General features: G+C 70.3%; 23 protein-coding genes and 2 tRNA genes. 16 read left to right on the top strand and 9 right to left on the bottom strand.

Annotation, left to right across the window (positions count from 1 at the left end):
* The first annotated feature begins 62 nt into the window (after positions 1 to 62).
* Both Bra3105_RS06455 and Bra3105_RS06450 read left to right on the top strand, forming a co-directional pair.
* Entirely contained in the window at positions 63 to 314 is a 252-nt protein-coding gene (locus Bra3105_RS06455; protein WP_228359078.1) for an ImmA/IrrE family metallo-endopeptidase, read from the top strand.
* 96 nt (positions 315 to 410) lie between these two features.
* On the top strand, positions 411 to 1,199 hold the full coding sequence (locus tag Bra3105_RS06450; RefSeq protein ID WP_228359077.1) for a hypothetical protein: 789 nt from the start codon (positions 411 to 413) through the stop codon (positions 1,197 to 1,199).
* A gap of 52 nt (positions 1,200 to 1,251) precedes the next feature.
* On the opposite strand, the gene Bra3105_RS06445 is transcribed toward Bra3105_RS06450, so the two are convergent.
* Together Bra3105_RS06445 and Bra3105_RS06440 are read right to left on the bottom strand one after the other, a co-directional pair.
* Positions 1,252 to 2,364 carry a tyrosine-type recombinase/integrase gene (locus Bra3105_RS06445; protein WP_228359076.1) on the bottom strand — a complete coding sequence of 371 codons (1,113 nt, stop codon included), beginning with the start codon at positions 2,362 to 2,364 and terminating at the stop codon, positions 1,252 to 1,254.
* 71 nt (positions 2,365 to 2,435) lie between these two features.
* A tRNA-Glu gene (locus Bra3105_RS06440) sits at positions 2,436 to 2,508 on the bottom strand.
* A gap of 166 nt (positions 2,509 to 2,674) precedes the next feature.
* Between Bra3105_RS06440 and Bra3105_RS06435 the strand changes: the two genes are divergently transcribed.
* Genes Bra3105_RS06435 through Bra3105_RS06425 form a run of 3 tightly spaced genes read left to right on the top strand, consistent with a single transcriptional unit; the run spans position 2,675 to position 4,853 of the window.
* Positions 2,675 to 3,739 (top strand): LLM class flavin-dependent oxidoreductase, encoded by a 1,065-nt coding sequence (locus Bra3105_RS06435; RefSeq protein WP_228359074.1) that lies wholly within the window; start codon positions 2,675 to 2,677, stop codon positions 3,737 to 3,739.
* A complete protein-coding gene (locus Bra3105_RS06430) occupies positions 3,736 to 4,485 on the top strand; it encodes an NADPH-dependent F420 reductase (protein ID WP_228359073.1) in 750 nt (249 codons plus the stop codon). Before Bra3105_RS06435 ends, Bra3105_RS06430 begins: the two co-directional genes overlap by 4 nt.
* Positions 4,482 to 4,853 carry a metallopeptidase family protein gene (locus tag Bra3105_RS06425; RefSeq protein WP_200502767.1) on the top strand — a complete coding sequence of 124 codons (372 nt, stop codon included), beginning with the start codon at positions 4,482 to 4,484 and terminating at the stop codon, positions 4,851 to 4,853. Before Bra3105_RS06430 ends, Bra3105_RS06425 begins: the two co-directional genes overlap by 4 nt.
* Positions 4,854 to 4,893: 40 nt before the next feature.
* On the opposite strand, the gene Bra3105_RS06420 is transcribed toward Bra3105_RS06425, so the two are convergent.
* Positions 4,894 to 5,589 carry a response regulator gene (locus Bra3105_RS06420; RefSeq protein ID WP_200502765.1) on the bottom strand — a complete coding sequence of 232 codons (696 nt, stop codon included), beginning with the start codon at positions 5,587 to 5,589 and terminating at the stop codon, positions 4,894 to 4,896.
* Positions 5,586 to 6,782 (bottom strand): sensor histidine kinase, encoded by a 1,197-nt coding sequence (locus Bra3105_RS06415; protein ID WP_228359072.1) that lies wholly within the window; start codon positions 6,780 to 6,782, stop codon positions 5,586 to 5,588. The genes Bra3105_RS06420 and Bra3105_RS06415 overlap by 4 nt, the downstream gene beginning before the upstream one ends.
* Before the next feature lie 166 nt (positions 6,783 to 6,948).
* Here Bra3105_RS06415 and Bra3105_RS06410 point away from each other — a divergent pair, with 166 nt between their 5' ends.
* The 4 genes from Bra3105_RS06410 to Bra3105_RS06395 all read left to right on the top strand — a co-directional run bounded on the left by Bra3105_RS06410 (position 6,949) and on the right by Bra3105_RS06395 (position 10,716).
* The gene (locus tag Bra3105_RS06410) at positions 6,949 to 7,962 is read left to right on the top strand and encodes an ABC transporter ATP-binding protein (protein ID WP_228359071.1); all 1,014 of its coding nucleotides are present in this window, start codon (positions 6,949 to 6,951) and stop codon (positions 7,960 to 7,962) included.
* Between the two features lie 2 nt (positions 7,963 to 7,964).
* On the top strand, positions 7,965 to 8,762 hold the full coding sequence (locus Bra3105_RS06405) for a hypothetical protein (RefSeq protein ID WP_228359070.1): 798 nt from the start codon (positions 7,965 to 7,967) through the stop codon (positions 8,760 to 8,762).
* 98 nt (positions 8,763 to 8,860) lie between these two features.
* On the top strand, positions 8,861 to 10,534 hold the full coding sequence (locus tag Bra3105_RS06400; RefSeq protein WP_228359069.1) for an alpha/beta hydrolase: 1,674 nt from the start codon (positions 8,861 to 8,863) through the stop codon (positions 10,532 to 10,534).
* A 109-nt stretch (positions 10,535 to 10,643) separates the two neighbouring features.
* Positions 10,644 to 10,716: transfer RNA gene (locus Bra3105_RS06395), tRNA-Thr, on the top strand.
* Positions 10,717 to 10,815: 99 nt separating this feature from the next.
* Here Bra3105_RS06395 and Bra3105_RS06390 read toward each other — a convergent pair.
* Positions 10,816 to 11,628, bottom strand: coding sequence for a response regulator transcription factor (locus Bra3105_RS06390; RefSeq protein WP_228359068.1), 813 nt, complete (start codon positions 11,626 to 11,628; stop codon positions 10,816 to 10,818).
* Positions 11,629 to 11,677: 49 nt separating this feature from the next.
* Positions 11,678 to 12,916, bottom strand: coding sequence for a histidine kinase (locus Bra3105_RS06385; protein ID WP_228359067.1), 1,239 nt, complete (start codon positions 12,914 to 12,916; stop codon positions 11,678 to 11,680).
* A gap of 141 nt (positions 12,917 to 13,057) precedes the next feature.
* Here Bra3105_RS06385 and Bra3105_RS06380 point away from each other — a divergent pair, with 141 nt between their 5' ends.
* The 3 genes from Bra3105_RS06380 (at position 13,058) to Bra3105_RS06370 (ending at position 15,612) form a co-directional block, all read left to right on the top strand.
* Positions 13,058 to 13,324 (top strand): hypothetical protein, encoded by a 267-nt coding sequence (locus Bra3105_RS06380; protein ID WP_228359066.1) that lies wholly within the window; start codon positions 13,058 to 13,060, stop codon positions 13,322 to 13,324.
* A 163-nt stretch (positions 13,325 to 13,487) separates the two neighbouring features.
* Positions 13,488 to 13,952, top strand: a complete 465-nt coding sequence (locus Bra3105_RS06375; RefSeq protein WP_228359065.1) for a Fur family transcriptional regulator — start codon at positions 13,488 to 13,490, stop codon at positions 13,950 to 13,952.
* A 148-nt stretch (positions 13,953 to 14,100) separates the two neighbouring features.
* Positions 14,101 to 15,612, top strand: a complete 1,512-nt coding sequence (locus Bra3105_RS06370) for a catalase (RefSeq protein WP_228359064.1) — start codon at positions 14,101 to 14,103, stop codon at positions 15,610 to 15,612.
* Between the two features lie 126 nt (positions 15,613 to 15,738).
* Here the strand turns inward: Bra3105_RS06370 and Bra3105_RS06365 are convergent, their stop codons facing one another.
* Both Bra3105_RS06365 and Bra3105_RS06360 read right to left on the bottom strand, forming a co-directional pair.
* Positions 15,739 to 16,122 carry a universal stress protein gene (locus Bra3105_RS06365; RefSeq protein ID WP_200502735.1) on the bottom strand — a complete coding sequence of 128 codons (384 nt, stop codon included), beginning with the start codon at positions 16,120 to 16,122 and terminating at the stop codon, positions 15,739 to 15,741.
* A gap of 33 nt (positions 16,123 to 16,155) precedes the next feature.
* Positions 16,156 to 16,842: a lysophospholipid acyltransferase family protein gene (locus tag Bra3105_RS06360; protein WP_228359063.1), complete on the bottom strand. Its 687-nt coding sequence runs from the start codon at positions 16,840 to 16,842 to the stop codon at positions 16,156 to 16,158.
* Between the two features lie 246 nt (positions 16,843 to 17,088).
* Between Bra3105_RS06360 and Bra3105_RS06355 the strand changes: the two genes are divergently transcribed.
* From Bra3105_RS06355 to nrdE, 4 genes are all read left to right on the top strand, one after another.
* Positions 17,089 to 18,762, top strand: a complete 1,674-nt coding sequence (locus tag Bra3105_RS06355; protein WP_228359062.1) for a Gfo/Idh/MocA family oxidoreductase — start codon at positions 17,089 to 17,091, stop codon at positions 18,760 to 18,762.
* A gap of 774 nt (positions 18,763 to 19,536) precedes the next feature.
* Complete coding sequence (gene nrdH / locus Bra3105_RS06350; RefSeq protein WP_228359061.1) at positions 19,537 to 19,794, top strand: glutaredoxin-like protein NrdH; 258 nt, start codon at positions 19,537 to 19,539, stop codon at positions 19,792 to 19,794.
* Between the two features lie 29 nt (positions 19,795 to 19,823).
* Positions 19,824 to 20,222: a class Ib ribonucleoside-diphosphate reductase assembly flavoprotein NrdI gene (gene nrdI / locus Bra3105_RS06345; protein ID WP_228359060.1), complete on the top strand. Its 399-nt coding sequence runs from the start codon at positions 19,824 to 19,826 to the stop codon at positions 20,220 to 20,222.
* Positions 20,223 to 20,227: 5 nt separating this feature from the next.
* Positions 20,228 to 22,360 carry a class 1b ribonucleoside-diphosphate reductase subunit alpha gene (nrdE, locus tag Bra3105_RS06340; RefSeq protein ID WP_228359059.1) on the top strand — a complete coding sequence of 711 codons (2,133 nt, stop codon included), beginning with the start codon at positions 20,228 to 20,230 and terminating at the stop codon, positions 22,358 to 22,360.
* Between the two features lie 128 nt (positions 22,361 to 22,488).
* On the opposite strand, the gene Bra3105_RS06335 is transcribed toward nrdE, so the two are convergent.
* Positions 22,489 to 23,487, bottom strand: coding sequence for an NAD(P)-dependent oxidoreductase (locus Bra3105_RS06335; RefSeq protein WP_228359058.1), 999 nt, complete (start codon positions 23,485 to 23,487; stop codon positions 22,489 to 22,491).
* Positions 23,488 to 23,586 lie beyond the last annotated feature (99 nt).

Genomic DNA, 23,586 nt, shown 5'->3' with positions numbered 1-23,586 from the left:
TCGTCTGGACTGTAGGCCTGCCGGATGAGGCGCGTTGGTTCGAGGGGCCTCGGATCATCGCGGTGAGGTACGGCATGACGGAGCGGCGCACCGTCTCGGTGATCGCCCACGAACTCGGCCACTGGTGGGCCGGCGACTGGTGCTCCACGCCCGCGGCTGAGCGTGGGGCGTGGCGCTTCGCGGGCGAGCTGCTTGTTGACCCGGTCGCGTACGCCACGGCCGAGGTTGAGCACTGTTCCGCTGGTGCGATCGCCCAGGCGCTCGGTGTGCTCACCGACGTGATCCACGGATACCGACGCGCGCTCGGCGTATAGCCAGCCCCACCATCACGATCCCATCACGACGCGCCCTGTACGTCCGGCGTGCCGCTTACTCTCGCCTCATCCCCACCCACTCCCCAGGAGCCCACCATGACTCGCACCATCCGCGCCCTCGCCGTCCCCGTCCTCGCTGCCCTCCTCCTCGCCGGATGCGGCAGCACCGAAGACCAGGCCGCCCCGACGGCCACGCAGGCCCAGCAGAGCGATGGCGGGGGAGCGCCGACAAGCGACGGTGGAGACACAGCCTCGAGCGGCGACGAGGCCGTCTCAGCAAGCGACGACGGGGGTAAGGTCGAGGCGGCCCCTGTTGAGGAGACCGTGACAGACGACTTCGGTGAGACCTGCGCCCCGGAGGACCTGGACGAGATCGAGGGGATGTGCGTGAGCGACGAGGACGTGTCTGCCGCGACGGCCGATCTCGGCGGCCCCCTCGACGGACACAAGATCTCTGGATCGTCCGGTGAGGTCTACACGCTCGGAGCACCCGAAGCGGTGCCGGACCGGTACGCGACCGCCATGCACGAGCTCGGCTACGTCGACAAGGCGATCGACGGCTACAAGGCGATCCCGGTCCAGATCGACAACAGCGAGGGCAGCTCCGACGTCGACGTGTTCACGCTGACGCTCGTGGATGCCGACGGCCAGCAGCTCGAGTTCCCGATCGCCGCCGACTTCCTGTATGACGCCTACACCGCGCCGGATAACGACGGCACGATCAACGACCAGGACGTCGTCACGGAGATCGAGCACGGCAACACCTACGTCGTGCCCACGGCGAAGAAGACGCAGTACTTCATCGCGAGCGCCGACCTCCTCTCGGACGACGAGTACAGCTACATCGCAATCGACGGGCAGGACAGCGGCACGACCGCCGACTGACCCCGCGACGAAGATGCCCCCGGCTCCCAGTGGAGCCGGGGGCACCTTGTTGTCACTTGCGGATCTGCTTCTTCTGATCGGCGAGGAGCGTGTCGAGATGCGCAGCGTGGGTCTGGGTGGGCCGGGTGCGGGAGACGACGAGGTGCCCGTAGATCCGCGTGGTCGTGGTGATTGAGGAGTGCCCGAGGGCGCGGCTCACTTCGTAGATGTCGGCACCCTGGCCGAGCATGTACGACGCCGCCCAGTGCCGGAGCGAGTGGATCGTGGGTCGCGGGTCGAGTCCCGCCTTCTTGCACGCGAGGTTCCAGTGGTCGCGGTAGAAGGTGTTGTGTCGGATGGGGCCGCCGTCGGCGTTGGTGAACACGTAGTCGTGGGGCTTCATACGGACGCCGAGGGAGGTGATCACGGAGGCGGTTGTCTCGATGCGCCGGCGGGAGGTGGCGGTCTTGGGTTCCCCGAGTACGCGACCGCCCTCGCCGTCGTGTTTCCATGCCTGCCGGACGGTGATCGTGGATTCGCCGATGTCGCGCCACTGCAGGGCGGTCGCTTCACCCCAGCGCATGCCGGTCGCACCTAGCAGCCAGATGAGCCCCCGGTAGCGGGGTGTCATGGCGGCGTGGAGCGCGAGGAACTCCTCGTCGGAGATGATCTCGAGCTCGGGGCGGTGGTTCTTGGGGAGGCGCACCCCCTTGGCGACGTTCGAGCTCACCCATCCGCGCTCGTGCGCGTGGGCGAGGATCGTCGAGAGCAGCCCGTGTTCGTTGCGGATGGTCTTGGGGGAGACGGCCTCGGAGCGCCTGCGCACCCATGCCTCGACGTCCGACTTCTCGAGGATGTCGATGGGGATCCGCCCGAGTGTGTCTGTGAGACCGGATCGGGCGAGGATCCGCTTGTATTCGCCACGAGATCCGGGAGAGATGTCGGGAGCGGATTCGAGGTAGGCGATGAGTGCGTCGTCGATCGTGAGGCTGCTCGCAGTCACGGACGCGTGGCGCTTGGCGCGGGCCGCTTCGCCTCCGATGCGATCAACAAGGGCGGCGAAATCTGCGGCTTGACCTGGGCTATCGAAGGTGTCGACGGTGGGATTCGCGCCAGGCTTGACCCTGTAGCGGACGCGCCATGCGGTGGTGCCGTTCGCGCGTTCGCGCTTCTCGATGGTGGCCACGCTGACCCCCTCCTGTGTCCCGGACTGTGTACCTAAGACTACAGGAGGAGCATCACCGCAGGTCAGATCAGTACCCCCAACGGGATTCGAACCCGTGTCGCCGGCGTGAAAGGCCAGTGTCCTGGGCCGCTAGACGATGGGGGCCCGGGGGAAGCATACCGATCGCTCCGCGGCGGTCGCGACCGCCTTCCGGGTCGATGCGGCGTACGCGACATCGAGGGTGCTGCGGGAAGAAGAGACCCCGCGAAATAGTTGACGTGTCAACGAACCGGCATCAGGCTGGGATCCCGCGGCACGAGGAGGAGAGCACATGGACCGGATCACGCTCGGCGTCGACACGTTCGGGGACGTCATGGTCGACGAGAAGGGACGGCCCCTCGGAGAGGCAGCGTCGCTCCGGCACGTCCTCGAGGAGGGGATCATCGCGGACCAGACGGGGCTCGACGTCTTCGCCGTCGGCGAGCACCACCGCGACGACTACGCGATCTCCGCCCCGGAGACCCTGCTCGCCGGCCTCGCCACGCGCACCCAGGACATCCACCTCTCGAGCGCCGTCACGGTCCTCAGCTCCGACGATCCCGTGCGCGTCTACCAGCGCTTCGCCACCGTCGACGCCCTCTCCGAAGGTCGCGCCGAGGTCATCCTGGGCCGCGGGTCCTTCACGGAGTCCTTCCCGCTGTTCGGGTACTCCCTGGAGGACTACGAGGTGCTCTTCGAGGAGAAGCTCGGCATGTGGATCGAGCTCATGAAGGAGCAGCCCGTCACCTGGTCCGGGAGCACGCGTCCCGGACTGCAGGATGCGCAGGTCTATCCGCGCACCGACCACGAGGGCGGCATCCCCACCTGGATCGGCGTGGGCGGCTCCCCGCAGTCCGTCGTGCGCGCCGCCGCCCACGGCCTGCCGCTCATGCTCGCGATCATCGGCGGCGAGCCCCAGCGCTTCGCCCCGTACGTGGACCTCTTCCACCGCGCGGCCGACCAGCTCGGTGTGGCGCGCCAGCAGGTCGGCATGCACTCCCACGGGCACATCGCTGCCACGGACGAGCAGGCCCTCGAGGAGTACTGGCCGGCGTACCGGGCGCACAACGCCCGCCTCGGCGCGGAGCGCGGCTGGCCCGCCATGACCAAGGAGCACTTCCTCCAGGAGGTCGAGCACGGCGCGCTGTACGTGGGGTCTCCCCGCACGGTCGCCGAGAAGATGGTGCGCAACATCCGCGCCCTGGACGTCCAGCGCTTCGACTTCATCTACACCGCGGGGCAGAACCTGCCCTCGCTGCGCCGCCAGTCCGTCGAGCTCTACGGCTCGCAGGTCGTGCCGATGGTCCGCGAGATGCTCGCCGACTCCGAGCGCTCCGGCGAGGACGCGGCGTCATGAGCGGGGATAGCGCAGGCTCCTCCGCGCCGATCCGCACCCTCGGGATCCTCGGCGCGGGGAAGGTGGGCACGGTCCTCGCCCGCCGCGCGCTCGAGGCGGGGTACGAGGTGTTGATCTCCGGATCCGGGGACCCGGCGGCGATCGCCCTGATCACCTCGGTGCTCGCCCCCGGTGCGCGTGCGGTGCGCGCCGAGGAGGCCGCTCGCGAGGCGGACGCCGTGATCCTCGCCCTGCCGCTGGGCAGGTTCCGCGAACTGCCGGTGGACGCGCTGCGCGGCACGCTCGTGATCGACGCGATGAACCACTGGTGGGAGACCGACGGCGCGAGCGAGGAGCTCGGCGGACCGGCGGCGTCCACGAGCGAGCTCGTGCAGGAGCATCTGGCGGGGGCCCGCGTGGTGAAGGCGCTGAACCACATGGGCTACCACGACCTCGACGAGAGGGCTCTCCCCGCCGGGGACCCCGATCGCCTCGCGATCGCGATCGCGGGCGCCCCGGCCGACGCCGACAGGGCGGCCCGTCTGATCGACGCCCTCGGCTTCGATCCGCTCGTGATCGGAGACCTGCGCAGCGGCGTGCGGCTGCAGCCCTTCGCGGGCGCCTTCGGCGCGGCCACCGACCGGGAGGACCTCGCGCGCATCATCGAGGAGTTCCCCCGCACCGAGCGCGGTCGCGAGGTCCTCGCCGCGCTCGAGCCCGCCGCCCTCGAGCCCGCCGCGGGCGGCAATGGTTCGATGGACGCATGATCGCCATCAGCCGCGAGGACTTCGAGGAGGCCGTCGACGACGCCCTCGACTCGCTCCCGGACGAGACCGCGCGCCTGATCGCCGAGTCGAATGTCGTCATCCTCATCGAGGAGGAGCCCGATCCGGCACGAGACGGGCACCAGGCCACCGAGCTGCTGGGCATCTACCACGGCATCCCGCTGGACCAGCGCAGCGTCTTCGACAGCTACATCGAGCCCGATCGGATCCTCATCTTCCGCGGACCCCTGCAGCGCGTGAGCGCGAGCCGCGAGGCGCTCGTCGCCGAGATCCGGGTGACCGTGCTCCATGAGCTCGGCCATCTGTTCGGGCTCTCCGAGTCGCGTCTGCACGAGCTCGGCTGGGGCTGAGCCCGTCGGCCCTCGCGGTCGACGCTCTCCGTCGACGCTCTCAGTCGGGGGCGTCGAGACCGTCGCTGAGCCCAGCCTCGTGGGCGATGATCGCGATCTGGACGCGGTTCGAGCAGTCGAGCTTCGCGAAGATCTTCGACACGTGCGCCTTCACGGTGGCCTCGCTCATGAACAGCCGCTCGCCGATCTGCGCGTTCGACAGTCCGGCGCCGACGGCCCCCAGCACCTCGGTCTCGCGCTCGGTGAGCTGATCCAGGCCATCGTGCTCGGCGCTGCGCGTCCCGGGATTGGACTGCGAGAAGTGCGAGAGCATGCGCCGGGTGACGGTGGGAGCGAGCATCGCGTCCCCCTGGGCGACCACGTGCACGGCGCGGATCAGGTCCTGCGGGGGAGTGTCCTTGAGCAGGAAGCCGCTGGCCCCGGCCTCGAGGGCCTCGAAGACGTACTCGTCCATGTCGAAGGTCGTGAGCATGATGATCTTCGGCGGCTCCGACTGGGCGCACACCGCGCGGGTCGCGGCGATGCCGTCCATGCCCGGCATGCGCACGTCCATCAGCAGCACGTCGGGCCGGTGCTTCTGCACGAGCGTGACCGCCTGGTTGCCGTCGGACCCCTCGCCGACGACCTCGATGCCCGGATCCGCGCCCAGGATCATCGCGAGCCCCGCCCTCACCAGGGAGTCGTCGTCGACCAGGGCGATCCTCTTCACCCCGGTGCCCGCCGGGCTCTCGTTCATCCCTGCGGATTCGGCCACGGGATCACCGCCTTCACCTCGAAACGTCCGTCGTCCGTGGGGCCCGACGTGATCGTGCCGCCGGCATGCGTCACCCGCGTCTCGATGCCGGAGAGACCCATCCGCGCCCCGGGCAGATCCGTCGTGAACCCCTTCGGGAGCACATTACTGATCTCGATGAGCAGGTCGTCGCCCGGCTCGCCGATCAGCGCGATCCGCGCCCGCGTGTGCCGCGCGTGCTTGTGGATGTTCGTCAGCCCCTCCTGCACCACCCGGTAGGCGGTGCGGGCGAGGGCGTCGGGGACCGGGTCGTCGATGAAGTCGAACAGCTCGACCTGCACCCCGGCCTCCTTCGTCGACTCCACGAGGCGGCGCACGTCCTCCCAGGTGGGCTGCGGGTTCAGCGGGGCGACCTCCTCCTCGCCGCGCAGCACGCCCAGCACCTCGCGCAGCTCGGAGAGGGCGTCGGCCGCGGTCTGGCGGATCAGCCCGGCCGAGCGCGAGACCTCCTCGCGCTCGAGGTTCTGGTTCACCTCGAGCGCACCGGCCTGCAGTGCGACCAGCGAGATCTTGTGGGCGACGATGTCGTGCATCTCCCGGGCGATGCGCGTGCGCTCGGCCCGTCGGGCGTCCTGCTCGGCCGTCGACCGGCGGTGCTCGGCCTCCTCCGCACGCGCCGTGAGCTCCGCGAGCAGGTCGGCGCGGGCGCGCAGGTACATCCCGGCCACCGCCGCGATCGCCGCGACCAGACCGCTCACCAGCGCGCCCGCGACCGCGGGACGCAGCGGGTTCGCGAGGTGGGGGAGCACGCCCGTGAGCACCGCGAGGGCCATCGCCCCGAGGGGCTGCCAGCGTCCGCGCAGGCGGCCTGCGAGCGCGAAGGAGGCGATCGCGAGCACCACCTGGGAGGCGCCCAGCACGTTGACCACGAGCACGAGCGGCAGCAGCCAGCGCCAGGTGCGGCGCCGCGCGAGGAGCGCGAGGCCGGCCAGCACTCCGATGCCGATCGCGACCGGGTCGTCGCCGTGGCTGAAGGGCACGTGCCAGACGGCGCGAGCGACCGCCTCGGCGAGCACGGCGACGACGAGCACGACATCCACCCAGGCGCGCTCGACCCACCCGGCGCCGTCGTGGTCGCGGCCCCCGGTCCTGGCCCCGCGCGCGGCGCGCTCCTCCGATGCCGCCCGCCGCTTCATCCGCACTCCTCCATCGGGCAACTGTAACCAGGGGCGGGACCGGGGCAGGCACCGTGAGGCCGTACCTTCGGCCGACCCCGCACGGGGGTGCGAGGAGACCAAAGTCGGTCGCCGTCGGACCCGCGGGAGGATCCGGGCCCGGGTCCTGGGCCGACAGGGTGGAGCCATGACCACCACCAGCACCCCCACCGCGGCCCGCGCCACCGGGCCCGCAGGGACCCGTCGGACCGACGCGAGCGTCGACCTGCGCATCGAGTCCCTGCGCAAGACCTACGGAGAGCAGAAGGCCGTCGACGGCCTCGACCTGCTGTGCGAGCCCGGCACGGTGACCGGCTTCCTCGGCCCGAACGGCGCCGGGAAGTCCACGACCCTGCGGATCCTCACCGGCCTCGCCGAGGCCGACGCGGGCTCGGCGCTCGTGGGCGGCATGCCCTTCCGCACGATCCCGCAGCCCGGGCGCGTCATCGGCGTCATGCTCGACGCCCGCACCCTGCACCCCGGCCGCACCGGCCTGGAGACCCTGCGCCTGGCCGCCCGCACCTGCGGCATGCCGGCGTCCCGTGCCGACGAGGTGCTGGAGCTGGTGGGCCTCTCCGGAGCCGGCCGCAAGCGCGTGCGCGGCTATTCCTACGGCATGCGTCAGCGGCTCGGCATCGGCGTCGCCCTCATCGGCGACCCCGCCGCTCTCATCCTCGACGAGCCCGCGAACGGCCTGGACCCCGAGGGCATCCGCTGGATGCGCCGGCTCCTGCGCTCCTTCGCCGACGCCGGCGGCACCGTGCTGCTCTCGAGCCACCAGCTCGCCGAGGTGCAGGCCACGGTGGACCGCGTCGCCATGATCGCCCACGGACGGCTCGTCGCCGAGGGCAGCCTCGAGGACGTCACCGCCCAGGGCGGCACCCGCGTCGCGGCCCTCGACCCCGAGGCCCTGGCCCGCGCGGTCGAGGCCAGCGGCGTCGGCGCCACCCGCGGCAGCGACGGCTCCTTCACCCTCGCCCTCGAGCCGGCCGACGTGGGCCGGCTGGCCCTCGAGCACCGCCTCGTCCTCACCGATCTGCAGCGCCTGAGCGATGGCTCCCTCGAGGACGTCTTCTTCTCCCTCACCGAGGACGGCCAGGCGCCGCGCCCCGCACCGGAGCCGGCCGCAGCCGCCGCACCGACCACCTCCCAGGAGGCCTGATCATGACCACCGCATCCCCTGCGCTCGCGACCGCGGGCACCTCCGCCGGCTCTTCCGGCCCCGGCACCTTCCGACCGCTGCTGGACCTGCGCCAGGTGCTCGACACCCTGGCCATGCGCATCCTGCTCATCGTCAGCGCCGTGGCAGTGCTCGGCATGGCCCTGCTCTCGACCGCCCTGCAGCCGCTGCTCCTCGAGGACTCGCCGGTGATCGCCTACGGGTCGATCGTCGCCGTCGGCCTCGTCCTCGGCATCGTCCTGCCCGTGCTCACGGTCCTCACGGTCGTGGGGGAGTGGCCGGGCGCGATCCAGCAGACCTTCCTGCTGCGCCCGCGCCGCACCGGCGTGCTGCTGTCCAAGATCGTCGCCGCGCTGCTCATCGCTCTCGTCGTCACCGCCGTCGGCCTCGGCGCCGCCCTGGGCCTCAGCTCCCTCGTGGGCGCCATCTCGGGCGACGGGTCCACGTTCGAGAACGTCGGCAGCATGCTGCGCAGCACCGGCCTCGAGCTGCTGCTGGGCACCCTGTTCGCCGCCGGATGCGCGGCCCTGCTGCAGGGCACCGCGCTCGCGATGGTGATCTCGGTGGTGCTGCCCTTCGTGGTCACCGTCGCGACCTCCATGGTGGCCGTCCTCGGCTCGGAGACCGTCGCGGACGTCATGCGCTTCGTCGACCTCACGAACTCGGCGGACACTCTCGCCCGCGGCGACGTGACCGTCTCCGCGATCGGCGCGATCGTGCTGCTGATCCTCATCCCGCTCGTCGCCGGCGGCGTGCGCTGGGCCCGCCGGGAGATCGGCTGACCCGGCGGCCGACGGGCCCGTCTGAACGGGCTTCCGCGGGTGCCCGCCCCTAGGATGGGCGGGCACCCCGCACCCCCCCCCACCCCAGGAGCTTCCCCATGCAGCGCACCCGATCGCGCCGAGGCGCCCTGCGCGTCCTCGCCGGCGCCGCCGCGACGGCCCTCCTGGTCTCCGGATGCAGCCTGCTGGACGGGGGAGCGGACGGGGCCGACGGGCGCTCGGGTGCCTCGGACGCGGGCTCATCGAGCGACGGCGGCTCGGGGAGCGGCGGGTCGGGCGATGCTAGCCCTGCGCTCGCCGAGCTCGGCACGTCCCACGCGCAGGACCTGCCGTCGGACCCCGCGGAGGACTCCGCCTACGCCGACTTCTACGACCAGGACGCCGTCTGGGAGGGCTGCGGGCAGGACGTGCTCGACGAGGCCGCCGTGCAGGGCCTGCAGTGCTCGACCGTGAAGGTCCCCAAGGCCTGGGACGACCCGAGCGCGGGCGATGTCGAGATCTCGCTCGTGCGCCTGCCGGCGACCGGCGAGGCGAAGGGGTCGCTGCTGACGAACCCGGGCGGCCCCGGCGGCTCGGGCGTCGACTTCCTCGCCCAGAGCGCGGACTACCTGTTCAGCCAGAAGGTCCGCGAGAACTACGACCTCATCAGCTTCGACCCCCGGGGCGTGTCCCGCTCCGAGGGCATCGAATGCCTCGACGACTCCCAGACCGACGAGTACCGGGCGGACACCTACGACGGCGGCACGCCCGAGGGGCTGCAGAAGTCCCTGGACTGGATGCAGAAGATCTCCGACGCCTGCGAGAAGGACTCCGGCGACCTGCTGCCCTACCTCGATACCTACTCTGCCGCGCGGGACATGGACGTGCTGCGATCGGCGGTCGGCGACGACTCCCTGAACTACCTGGGCTTCTCCTACGGCACCTACCTCGGGGCGACCTACGCCGACCTCTACCCGGACCGCGTGGGCCGCTTCGTGCTCGACGGCGTCATGGATCCGAGCCTCACCGGCGACCAGGTCGTCGAGGGCCAGGCGAAGGGCTTCCAGCAGGCCACCGAGCAGTTCGCGAAGTTCTGCATCGCGCGCGACGACTGCCCGCTCACGGGCTCCACGCCCGAGGAGGCCACGAAGGAGCTCACCGCCCTCCTCGACTCGATCTCCGACGACCCGATCAGCACCAAGGACCCCGACCGCCCGCTCACCGGTGCGCTCGCGACCGCCGGCGTGCAGATGATGATGTACAGCGACGAGTACTGGAGCCTGGGCGTGCAGGCGCTCAGCGACGCCTCCGACGGCGACGGCTCGACCCTGCTCGCGCTCGCCGACCTCTCCGCCGGCCGCCAGGACGACGGCAGCTACAAGGGCAACGACCTGTACGCGATCAACGCCGTGAACTGCCTGGACCACCCCGGGGTGGCCTCCCTGGACTGGCAGAAGCAGGAGAGCGCCCGGCTGCTGAAGGAGTACCCGGCCGCGGGGATGACCGACTACTCCCAGGCCATGTGCGACAGCTGGCCCGTCAAGCCGTTGCGCGAGCCCGCGGAGGTGCACGCGAAGGGGAGCGACCAGATCGTCGTGATCGGCACGACCCGCGACCCGGCGACCCCGTACGCGTGGGCGAAGAGCCTCGACTCCCAGCTCGACAACTCGACGCTCATCACCTTCGACGGCGACGGCCACACCGCCTACGGCCGCAGCGGCGGCTGCGTCGAGGACGCGGTGGACGCCTACCTCGTGGACGGCACCTCGCCGGAGAAGGGGCTGACCTGCTGACGGACGGCGGACGATGCGCCGACAGTGTGGCGCGTCGCTCACGGCTCCGCTTTGCGCCGGTGTGCGCCGGTCTCGTAGAGTAGCCGGGTCCGCCGCGTGCGGCGGACAGGCCGCCATAGCTCAGTCGGCAGAGCGATTCACTCGTAATGAATAGGTCAGGAGTTCGATTCTCCTTGGCGGCTCCGCACGGAGCATGACGAACGGCCCCACCCGGATCTGGTGGGGCCGTTCTCTGCATCCGAGGCCTGATGTGGCGGGCCGTTCCCGGCGAGGCGGGGGAGTCAGCCCCGCCGATGCGGCGCCGAGACCAGCCCGAGCTCGAAGGCACGCACGGCGACCTGCAGGCGCGAGGAGCAGTCGAGCTTCGTCATCAGGGAGCCGACGTGCGACTTCACCGTGGACTCCGAGAGGCTCAGGCGCTCGGCGATGCGGGCGTTGGACTCCGCCTCGCAGACGAGCTCGAGCACGTCCCGCTCGCGGTCGGTGAGGGCGAAGCGAGCCGCGGCGGCGTCGGCCTCCTGGACCCCGTCGGCGTCGGCCGACGTCGGCGACGCCACGGGGAGCGGCATCGAGCCGCCGGCGGCGTCCGGAGAGGTGCCCCCGTCCGAGTGCGTCGTGGGGGAGGGGGAGCGCTCCGCGCTGGCCTGCGGAGCGATGGAGCCCTCGCCGCTCTCTTTCGACGCGGTCTGGGCGAGGTGCGCGGCGAGCTCCGGGGTGATCACGGTGCCCGCGCGCACCGCCGCTGCGCGCACGGCCGCGGCGAGGGCCGCAGCGGTGGTCGACTTCAGCAGGAAGCCTACGGCGCCCGCACTGATCGCCGCCGCGACCTGCTCCTCGGTGCCGAAGGTCGTGAGCACCATGACGGCGGGCGCTCCGGGACGGGCGCTGATCCGCCGCGTCGCGGCGATGCCGTCCATGCCGGGCAGCACCAGATCCATGAGGACCACGTCGGGCGCCGCCAAGTCCAGGACCTCGAGGGCCGCCTCCGCGCTGTCGACCGACCGCTCCACGTGCACGTCGTCCTCCCGGGCGAGGTAGCCCTCGAGAGCGGTGCGGACGATGGGGTCGTCGTCGCAGATCAGCACGGTGATCATAGGGGCGTCGTCCTCTCGGGGCGATGTGGCGCGAAGGCCGGTCGGGCCGTCATCGGCCGGTGTCGGTGGGGAGCTGGATGCGAGTGAGGAAGGTGTCCCCGTCGCGCTGGGTCTCGAGGGATCCGCCGACGGCCTCGAGCTGCTCTCCGAGGCCCCGAAGACCGTCGCCGCCGTCCACACGGACGACGGGGTCGTGGTCGATCGTATTGCGGACCAGCAGTTCCACACCATCCGACATGGCCGCGGACATGATCGCGACGGGGTACTCGTCGTCGGCGTGGCGGATCACGTTGGCCACGACCTCCCACAGGCAGCGCGAGAGCACAGGGGTGGCCGAGGGCGGCACCGGCGCGTCGGACTCCGAGCTGAGATTCACGGTGAAGTCAGCGGCCTGCAGGCGGTCGCGCGCGGCCTGGAGCGCATCGTCCCAGCTCGCCGCGTGGACCGTGACGCCGTAGGCGGTCGGATTAGTGGAACCGTCGACCGGAACGTCCGTGCGCAGGGCGTCCATGAGGCTGCGCAGCTCATCGGTCGAGAGGCGAGCGGTGCGCGAGATCCTCGCGAAGGCTTCCGCATCGGCGGCGGAGATGCCGTCGGCGTGCTGGGCCGTCTCCGCGAGCAGGATGACCTCGGTGATCGCCCGGACGCCGGTGTCGTGCAGGTCGCGGGCGATGGCGCGTCGCTGCTCGGCGAGGTCGAAGGCATGGCGAGCGCGCTCGGTGGCGAGTCGCAGGATCATCGAGCGCCACAGGGCGCCCAGAAGGTACGCGACCGTGAGCATGAAGATCCAGACGAGGGCGTTCGTGACCAGGTCGGCGGTCGTGTTCATGGTGCGCTCGGCAGCCACGGTGATCACCGTGGTGTGCCAGAGTCCGATGACGATGCCCGGGAGCAGCCGTCCCTCGCCCGCGCAGGCGGCGAGTGCTATCGGCGGCACCAGGACACCGAGCCCGGGTGAGGACAGCGGATCCAGGATGGCAACGGTCAGGACGAGCCCGATGAGGACCCCACCGGCGACGGGCCGTGTGATGGACAGGCCGCCCCCGATGCTCAGCCCGATTCCCATGAGAACGGAGGCGGCGCCCGAGGGGAAAGTGGTGGGGATGATGATCACGGCGAGGAAGAACGCGAGAGCGATCGCAGCGCTGAGGGTGAGCCGAGGGGAGCCGAGGAGGCTTCCTGATGAAGACATGGGACCTGCGTGGGCGCGACGAGCCGCGTCGTCGCGCCGGCCGCGGGGGCTCGCCGTGACGACATCGTCGGTCGCGTCGTGCGCGTGGGAAGCCATCGTGCCCAGCGTAGTGTGCGAGCACGACCGCGGCCCTTCCTGACTCCAGATCCGACTGCGGTGTGTGGAGCGCGGGTCCGCACCTGGTCGTCGGGCCATTCACTGCCCGTTCACCTGGAGATACACCCGAGGAGTCCTGTCATGTCTCGTTCGCTTCGTTCGTACACCCGTCCCGCGACCACCCTTCTCGCTGCAGCTGCTCTCTGCGCCGGCACCCTCGCCCTGCCCAGCGCCGCGCTCGCCGCCGAGAGCCCTGCCGTCATCAATGCCGGTGCCGAGAGCACGACTGCCAGTCCCCAGGAGCGCGCCGTCGAAGGGGGAGTCTCCGCCAACTCGCCGCTGGTCCAGCCAGCCTTCCTCTGCTGGGTGGCGCCGACGTTCCCGTGGCTCTGCAAGCAGCCGCGGTGATCGTGCCGGTGTCTGATTGACACGAGGGAATCACCTGCCGCGACCCGACCGCAGATGGCGGTGGGGTCGCGGTGTGTCAGAAAACAATCGACGGTCGTGCGTGACACAGGTTTGACGCAGTCATCTTCTGGATCTTGTCCAGAAAACGTAGTATCCTGTATCCATGACGACCGATATGGCTGACGACCTGCGTTCCGCGGGTCTGCGCGTCACCGCACCGCGGCTGGCGACGCTCGCGGTCGTCGCCGAGTGTCAGCATGCTGAGGCGGATGACATCGCCGCCGCAGTGCGCGAACGGCTCGGCACGGTGTCGCGTCAGGCCGTCTACGACGTGCTGCACGCGCTCACCGATGCGGGCCTGCTGCGCCGGGTCGCCACCGGCTCCCGCAGCGCCGCCCGCTACGAGATCCACCGGCACGACAACCACCACCACATGGTGTGCCGGGTGTGCGGTCGCCTCGAGGACGTGCCCTGCACGATCGGCGAGGCGCCGTGCCTGACGCCCTCCCACGACCACGGCTTCGAGATCGAGGTCGCGGAGGTGCTGTTCCGCGGCGTGTGCTCCGCATGCCGCACGGCGTCGGCGTCTCCCGGGACCACGGTCCCGAGCGGTGCCGGGGCCGGCTGAGATCTGCTGATCAGCGTTCCATCGATCCCGGCGACATCCGTCGAACACTGCGAAGAACTGCGAATCCCCGCACCGCTCTCGCCCGAGCGGTGCGGGACCCCACCGTCCCGGCCACTGCAGCCGGGGCTCGCCCCGAGAAGGAGAGATCGTGACCACGTTCGACCCCACCGGCGACACCACGCCGACCATTCCCTCCACCACCGAGAACGGCGCCCCGCGCGAGAGCGACGCCAACTCGCTGTCCGTCGGCCCCGACGGTCCTCTGATGCTCCACGACGTCGCCCTCGTCGAGAAGCTCGCCCGCTTCGACCGCGAGCGCATCCCGGAGCGCAGCCCGCACGCCAAGGGCTCCGGCGCCTTCGGCGAGCTCGAGATCACCGAGGACGTCTCGCAGTACACGAAGGCTGGCCTCTTCCAGAAGGGCGCCAAGACCCCGATGCTCGCGCGGTTCTCCACCGTGGCCGGCGAGCTGGGCTCGCCCGACACCTGGCGTGACGTGCGCGGCTTCGCGCTGAAGTTCTACACGCAGGAGGGCAACTTCGACATCGTCGGGAACAACACCCCGGTGTTCTTCGTCCGCGATCCCATGAAGTTCCCCGACTTCATCCACTCCCAGAAGCGCACCCCGGACTCCGGCCTGCGCGACAACACCATGCAGTGGGACTTCTGGACCCTCTCCCCGGAGAGCGCCCACCAGGTCTCCTACCTCATGGGCGACCGCGGCCTGCCCAAGACCTGGCGCCACATGAACGGCTACTCCTCGCACACCTACATGTGGGTCAACGAGGCCGGCGAGAAGTTCTGGGTCAAGTACCACTTCCTCACCGAGCAGGGCCTGGAGTACCTCACCAACGACGAGGCCGACGAGCTCGCCGGCCTGGACGGCGACTACCACCGCCGCGACCTCTTCGAGTCGATCGACAGCGGCGACTTCCCGTCCTGGAAGCTCGAGGTGCAGATCATGCCCTACGAGGATGCGAAGACCTACCGCTTCAACCCCTTCGACCTCACGAAGACCTGGTCGAAGAAGGACTACCCGCGCATCCCCGTCGGCCGCTTCACGCTGAACCAGAACCCGGTCAACCACTTCGCGCAGGTCGAGCAGGCCGCCTTCAGCCCCTCGAACCTCGTGCCCGGCACCGGCGTCTCGCCCGACAAGATGCTGCTGGGCCGCGTGTTCTCCTACCCGGACGCGCAGCGCAACCGCCTGGGCACCAACTTCAACCAGCTGCCCGTGAACCGTCCTGTCGTGGAGACCAACTCCTACGACAAGGAGGGCTCGATGGAGTTCTTCCACAGCGGCAACGCCCCGGTGTACTCCCCGAACTCGTTCGGGCGCTCGTACCAGGACGCCCAGGGCCCGGTCGACAACGGCTGGGAGTCCGACGGCACCCTGGTGCGCCAGGCCTACACCCTGCGCTCCGATGACGACGACTTCGGCCAGGCCCACACGCTGGTCCGCGAGGTCATGGACGAGGGCGAGCGCGAGCGTCTCATCGAGACGGTCTCCGGCGCTCTCGCCACCGTGATCGAGCCGGTCCTCTCGAACGCCTTCCAGTACTGGAAGAACATCGACCAGGAGGTCGGCGAGCGGATCGAGAAGGCCGTGCGAGAGAACGGCGGCGACCAGGTCCCCGGCGCGGATCCGCGCTCCGAGTGATCCCCTCGGCGGCGTGAGCGCACGCCGCCGCACGGGCGAGGCCCGGACCCGAGCGATCGGGTCCGGGCCTCGCTGTGTCCGGTGCCGGGCCCGGGGTGGGACGCGTCCGGGGAGAGGTGAGCGCCCTCAGACGACGAGCACGTCGCAGGGGGCGGAGAGCAGCAGCTTCTGCGGGGTCACGCCCAGGAGATGCCGGGCGACGTCGCGCTCGCGACGCAGACCGATCACCAGCAGCTCGGCCTTCTCTCGCTCGACGGTGTCCAGCAGGACGTCGGCGATGTCGTCCTCGCTGCTCTCCTGACGGATGTCGACCCGCACGGCCGAGCCGCGCAGGCGGTCTGCCGCCGCGTCGAGGTCACCCTCGCTGGCGTGGCGGGGATCCTGCTCGTCGCCCTGCCTGACCACGTTGAGCACGATCAGCGGGCCGCCGCGCTCCTCGGCCGCGGTGCGCGCCGTGTCCAGCGCGTCGAATCCCACCGGGGTGGGGATGAAGCCGACCACCACTGCCACGTTGACCTCCTGTGTCGGGCGGGGAGAACGATCCTATGCGCTCGCGCCGGTCCCCGCGCCGCGGGGCTGCGCGCCCGGGGCCCACTCCTGGCCGGAGAGCCGCTGGATCTCGGTCATGATCCGATCGGTGGCCAGGCGCCGGCGGGCGCCCGCGCTCAGGTCCGTCGGCAGGTCCGAGAGATCGATCGGCGCCCCGAAGCGCATGTCGGGACGGTACCGGGTGGGCATCTTCCGTCCCTTCAGGAACAGGTTCTGCGTGCCTGCCAGGCCCAGCGGGATGACGGGGGCGCCGGACTCGAGGGCGAGCCAGGCCGCGCCCGGCTGGCCCTTGTGCAGCAGCCCGTCGCGACTGCGGGAGCCCTCGGGGTAGATGCCGAAGCCCTCGCCGGCCTTCAGCACGTCCAGGGCGGCGTCGAGCGCGCCCCGGCCGGAGCTCAGGGCCTCGCGGTCCAGCGGCACGGTGCCCACGGAGTTCATGAACCACTTCTGGATGCGGCCCTTGAGGCCGCCGTTCTTCCAGAACACGTCCTTGGAGACGAATCGGACCATGCGCGGGGACACCACGGGGATGATGAAACTGTCCACGTTGGCCAGATGGTTGGAGGCCAGCAGGAACGCGCCGGTGCGCGGGATGTTCTCGAGCCCGGTGATGCGGGGGCGCCAGTAGGCGGTGAACATGGGCCCCAGGACCGGACGGGTGAGCGTGTAGAGGAACGGCACGGGCACCACGATAGCGGCGCGCGGTCGTGCCTCCCACACCCTGTGTCCGCGCCCTCGCCGTGCGAGACGCGCGAGGGTCCGGATCAGCGCGCTGTGGTAGAACAGCGGCACGTGCCGACGGCCGTGGACGCGGAGCCAGAGCACCTCGCGCATGCCCGCGCGCGCCCGCGCACGCTCCGGTTCCCGGCCGGCCCGCTCCACCCCTGACCTGCCCGTCCCGCTCATCCCGCGAGGAGAACCGCCCGCATGCCGAGGATCCTGAACATCGCCGTCATCGGTGCCGGAACGATGGCGCAGGCCGTGCATCTGCCCGTGCTGCGCCGCCGCTGGGACCGCTTCGCGGTGACCGCTCTCGTGGACCACTCGCCGCGGCGCCGGCGCGAATCGGCCGACGTCTGGGGCGTCGAGGAGGAGCATCGCTTCGAGACCGTCGCCGATCTCGTCGCCGCCGTGCGCGCGAAGGACGTCGCCCTCGATGCGGCGGTCCTCGCGACCGACGGCCTGCACGTCGAGGATCTCCTCCTGCTGCTGCGCCGCGGGATCCCCGTGCTCGTCGAGCCCCCGCTGGGGTACTCGGCGCAGGAGGTCGCCAGGATCAGCGACTTCGAGCGGCTCGTGGGCCGGCGCCTGGTGATGATGGCCTACCCGCAGCAGTACGACGAGGTGCTCGACGAGGTCGTCGACAACATCCGCGCGCGCGACGTGCGCATGATCGACCACGAGGTGCTGATGCCCGCCTCCGGTCCTCTGTTCGGTCGCGCGCACGTGACCGCGTCCGCCTACGACCTGCCGTCGGAGAAGCGCCAGGAGCGTCGCAAGACCCTGCAGGAGGCGGTCGTCGCCGGCGCGGGGGAGGGCGCGACCCAGCGTGATCGCGACCTCTACGTGAAGGGGCTGCTCACGGGCATCGCCCACCAGCTCGCCATCACCGAGCGCATCTACGGTCCGCTCACCGAGCTCACCGCCGTGCGCCACTGGCCCAAGGGCGTCATCCCCGGCTCGCTCGAGCTGCTGGGGGAGCTCGAGGACGGCGCTCCCGTGCGCCTGGTCTGGCACTACCTCCCCTTCGCCCCCGAGTACTCGGAGACCTACGAGGTGCTCTCGGCGCGCAAGCGGATCGACCTCGCGCTCGAGCCGCCGTCGTTCGTGGACTCCCGCTCCCGCAGCTCCCTGCGCGAGAAAGAGCACGGCCGTGTGGTCGTCACCTCCCGCTCCTCCGACCTCGGCGCGGCCGAGTCCATGTGGGAGGCCTTCCACGAGTTCGTCGACAAGGGCAAGGAGCCCCATGCCGGCGCCGCCGAGGCTCTCGCCCAGGTCGAGATCCTGCGCGAGGTCCTGAAGACCCTCGTCGAGGCCGACGGCCGGTCCCTCGAGGCGGATCCCGAGGAGGAGGTCCCGGACCAGGAGGAGGCCTCGGACCAGGCGGAGGTCTCGGAGCAGGCGGAGGACGCCGGCGCGACCGAGGACGCCGGCGCGACCGAGGACACCAGTGCGGCGGAGGACGCCGACGACGCCGATGCCGATGCTGGTGCCGACGACATCGCCGACTCCGAGGCGGAGTCGGACGGATCGGAGGCCGCGGCCGGGTCGACCGCATCGGACGAGGACTCCGCCGCGCCGTCGGCCGAGGGCACCTCCGTGCGGATCGGTCCGCTGACCCCGGTGCCCGGCACCGGCGAGATCCCGCCCGCGGCGCCGACCGAGGACCTCTCCTCGGCCGCCGACCAGCTCGAGGCGGCGCGGTCCGCGCGGCCGCAGGCGACGACTGCCGGGGCCGCAGTGTCCCGGGACGACGACCCGCACCAGTCCGCCGTCGACACCGATCGCGCCGAGCCGGCGGACGGCGATGCCTGGGCGGCCGCGGCCGATGATGCCGCGAAGGACGGAGCGCCGGAGGGCGAGGAGCCCCCGCGCTCCTGAACGGAGCTCCGCGCATCTGAACGAAGTGCGCGTGTTCCGGGGTCGCGTCGCGCCCTCACGTCCAGCCGCGCGCCCGTGCGCCGCGCCTCCCAGAGCCGTGCGCGCGCACCCAACCGGGCGGCTCGTCGTCCGGCACCGCTCGCTGTCGGTCCGGACACTGCCCGGACCATGCCCCGGAGTGCTCATCGACCCTCGGCGGGACCGGGCCTCGATCCGTCCCGTGAGCGCTCGGTCGCGCGGGGCCGGAGTGCTCCGCCGGCGACGTTCTGACGACACGCCGAGCGGGCGTCCGACTGTGGACGACGAGCTCTCGTGGGGACCTCTTATCCCTGCGCTGCACGACACGCCGACGACACGCCGATCCGACACGGATTTTCGGGGCGCGCACCACTGTCCGCCGGGTCCCCGGGGGAGTCGTCATCCACCGTCCGGCGGGGCGTATCGGGGCGTTCCACAGCGCTGTCCACAGCATCCGCGCAGACGATGCGCGTTCGTCCCCAGCTGACCCACGTCCGTCCACAGTCCGTCACCATCGGATTGTGGATAACAGTCTTGTAGTTCAGTACATCTTGTGGTGCAGACGTCGGGGCACCACTAGGTGTAGTGTTGGAGAGGTCGGCGCGGATCCCGCAGGGCACCGCTCGGCAGGCCGCTCGAATCCCTCGACGACCTCGTCGAACACCCTTCGATCCCCGCCCCACACACTCCTTCACGCACCGGATCCCGCAGCGCGGGCGCCGGCGACACGATCCCCACCGAGAAAGGCATCGCCCGATGGCCATCACCGTGTACTCGAAGCCCATGTGCGTCCAGTGCGACGCGACCAAGCGCGCCCTCACCAAGTCGGGCGTCGCCTACGACGTTGTCGACATCACCGAGGACGCCGAGGCGCTCGCCCACGTGAAGTCGATGGGCTACGTGCAGGCGCCCGTCGTGGTCGCCGGTGAGGACCACTGGTCGGGCTTCCGTCCCGACAAGATCAAGGCCGTGGCGGCCGCCGGCGCCGAGGGCGCCCGCGCCGCAGCCATCTGAGCGCTCCCGATCATGCGGAGGTGAGGAGGATGGGAACCCTCGTCTACTTCTCCTCCGTGTCCGGCAACACCCATCGCTTCGTGCAGAAGCTGGACATGCCGGCCAGCAGGATCCCCCTCCATCGCACGGAGGATCCCCTCGTCATGGACGAGGAGTACGTGCTGATGGTGCCGACCTATGGCGGCGGCAACGGACGCGGAGCAGTCCCGAAGCAGGTCATCAAGTTCCTCAACGACGAACGCAACCGGAACCTCATCCGGGGCGTCATCACCGCGGGGAACACGAATTTCGGCGAGGCCTACGGGCTGGCCGGCGAGATCATCTCGGCGAAGTGCCGGGTCCCGCACATGTACAGGTTCGAGCTGCTGGGCACGCCGCGAGACGTGCAGCAGGTCCACGACGGATTGGAAGAGTTTTGGCGACACTGACCGAGATGCCTTCGGTGGAGCATCACAAGTCCCTCGACTATCACGCGCTGAACGCGATGCTGAACCTCTACGGGGCCGACGGGAAGATCCAGTTCGACAAGGATCGTCTCGCCGCCCGTGAGTACTTCCTGCAGCACGTGAACCCCAACACGGTGTTCTTCCACTCCCTGCGGGAGAAGATCGACTACCTCGTCGAGAACGAGTACTACGAGTCCGAGGTGCTGGACCAGTACTCCTTCGACTTCGTCGAGGAGCTGTCGGAGCAGGCCTTCGCGAAGAAGTTCCGCTTCCCGACGTTCCTGGGCGCCTTCAAGTACTACACCTCGTACACGCTGAAGACCTTCGACGGCAAGCGGTACCTCGAGCGCTTCGAGGACCGGGTGGTCATGGTGGCACTGACCCTCGCCCGCGGTGACGAGGAGCTGGCCCGGCGGATCGTCGACGAGGTGCTCGACGGCCGTTTCCAGCCCGCGACCCCCACGTTCCTCAACGCCGGCAAGGCCCAGCGCGGCGAGCTCGTCTCGTGCTTCCTGCTGCGCATCGAGGACAACATGGAGTCCATCGGCCGCGGCATCAACTCCGCGCTGCAGCTGTCCAAGCGCGGCGGCGGCGTCGCCCTGCTGCTCTCGAACCTGCGCGAGTACGGTGCGCCGATCAAGCACATCGAGAACCAGTCCAGCGGCGTCATCCCCGTGATGAAGCTGCTCGAGGACTCCTTCTCCTACGCGAACCAGCTCGGTGCGCGTCAGGGCGCGGGCGCGGTGTACCTCCACGCGCACCACCCGGACATCATGCGGTTCCTGGACACCAAGCGCGAGAACGCGGACGAGAAGATCCGCATCAAGACCCTCTCGCTGGGCGTCGTGATCCCCGACATCACCTTCGAGCTCGCGAAGAACAACGAGCCGATGTACCTGTTCTCCCCGTACGACGTGGAGCGCGAGTACGGCAAGCCGTACGCGGACGTGTCGATCTCCGAGAACTACCGCGACATGGTCGACAACCCGCGGATCGCGAAGAAGAAGATCAAGGCCCGCGACTTCTTCCAGACCCTCGCGGAGATCCAGTTCGAGTCCGGCTACCCGTACATCATGTTCGAGGACACGGTGAACAGGGCGAACCCGATCGCCGGCAAGGTCACCCACTCGAACCTGTGCTCCGAGATCCTCCAGGTCGCGACCCCGTCGCACATGAACAACGACCTCACCTACGACGAGATGGGTCGCGACATCTCCTGCAACCTGGGGTCGCTGAACATCGCCAAGGCGATGGACTCCCCGGACTTCGAGCGCACGATCAGCACCGCGATCCGCGCGCTGACGGCGGTCTCGGACACCTCTGACATCGAGTCCGTGCCCACGATCGCCGAGGGCAACCGCAAGTCCCACGCGATCGGCCTGGGGCAGATGAACCTCCACGGCTACCTGGCGCGCGAGGGCATCTACTACGGGTCCGACGAGGGCCTGGACTTCACGAACATGTACTTCTACGCGGTCACCTACCAGGCCATCAAGGCCTCCATGGGGCTCGCCAAGGAGCTCGGCGAGACGTTCTACGACTTCGAGAACTCGAAGTACGGGACCGGCGAGTACTTCGACAAGTACACCGATGAGGTGTGGGAGCCGCGCACCGCGAAGGTCCGCGAGCTGTTCGCGAACTCGAACGTGCACCTGCCCAGCCAGGACGACTGGAAGCAGCTGCGCGAGGACGTGAAGGCCCACGGCATGTACAACGCGTACCTGCAGGCGGTCCCGCCGACCGGGTCGATCTCCTACATCAACCACTCGACCTCGTCGATCCACCCGATCGTCTCCAAGATCGAGATCCGCAAGGAGGGGAAGATCGGCCGCGTCTACTACCCGGCGCCGTTCATGACGAACGACAACCTGGAGTACTACCAGGACGCGTACGAGATCGGCTACGAGAAGATCGTGGACACCTACGCCGAGGCCACCAAGCACGTGGACCAGGGCCTGAGCCTCACGCTCTTCTTCCCCGACACCGCCACCACGCGCGACGTCAACAAGGCGCAGATCTACGCATGGCGCAAGGGCATCAAGACCCTCTACTACATCCGCCTGCGGCAGATGGCGATCGAGGGCACCGAGGTCGAGGGCTGCGTCAGCTGCATGCTGTGACGCTCCGCGAGCTCTGATCGGAGCCCCAGGCGCCGTCTCCGGACGGCCGACGGGCCAGGACGGGCGGGTCTCCTGCGGGAGGCCCGCCCGTCCGTACGTGCGGGGTCTGGCAGTGGGCTCCGGCGCAGTCAGCCCCGCTGCTCGGTGAAGCGCCGCGTGGTCGCGAGGTCGCGGTCGCCCAGGTCCGCTTCGACGAGCTCGTCGAACGCCGCGCGCAGGGCGGGAAGGAGGGCGCCGTGGGTGCCCGTCGCCTCGGCGATCTCGCCGGCGAAGCGCAGATCCTTGACCATGTACTTCGCGACGCCGGAGGGGGAGTCGTCCCCGGTCACGAACTTCTCGCGGCGCGAGGCCATGAGGTTCGAGCCCGCGTAGCCGCCCTGCAGCAGCTCGAAGAGGGTGCCCAGGTCGAGGCCGCTGCGCTCGGCGAGCACGGTCACCTCGCCGAGGGCGAGTGCGGTGGCGCTGACGATCATCTGGTTGCAGGACTTCGCGACCTCGCCCGCCCCGAGCGGTCCCAGGCGCACCGGGTTCCCGCAGGGCGCGAGCAGGCGGGCGGCCTCGGCGGCGTCGTCCTCGGCGCCGCCCAGCATGATGGCGAGCGTGCCCGCCTCCGCGCCGTCCTCGCCCCCGGAGACCGGGCAGTCGACCACGCGCACGCGGCCGTCGCTCTCCGCGGCCAGGCGCTCGCCGAGCTCTCGCACCTGCACGGAGGAGGAGGTCGATCCGATCATCAGCAGCAGCTCGCCGGCGGAGGCGAGCAGGCCGTCCTCTCCGCCCAGCAGGGGCTCGAGATCCGGCAGATCGGGGAGCATCACGAGGATCGCGTCGACCGCCTCGGCGAGCTCGCGCGGGGTCTGGGCCCACCGTGCTCCCTGCGCGGTGAGCTGCGGCTTCGGCGTGCGGGAGTGGACGGTGAGGGAGCCGTGGGCGCACAGCAGGTGCTCGGCCATCGGCAGTCCCATGGATCCCAGTCCGAGCACGCCCACGCGCGGGGAGCCGGGTCCGCGAGCCGTCGAGGGCTCGGCGGGCGAGTCCTCCGCGTTCTTCGAGTGTTTCGCGTCCTCCGCGCCGTGAGCGGGCGCGACGGGGCGAGCGGGATCGGGGCGGACGTCGTCGTCAGTGCTCATGGCCCGACTCTAACCCGTCGCGCAACACTGGGAACGGTGTCCAACATATTGAACACGCGTTAGTGTGGTCCTGCCTCCCACCCGAGCGAAGGAGCTCCC

The organism is Brachybacterium halotolerans subsp. kimchii, assembly GCF_020792675.1.
In the GTDB taxonomy this organism is placed as follows: Bacteria; Actinomycetota; Actinomycetes; order Actinomycetales; family Dermabacteraceae; genus Brachybacterium; species Brachybacterium halotolerans.
Note: the sequence above shows the minus strand (reverse complement) of the source record. Positions and strands in the feature narration are given on the sequence as shown.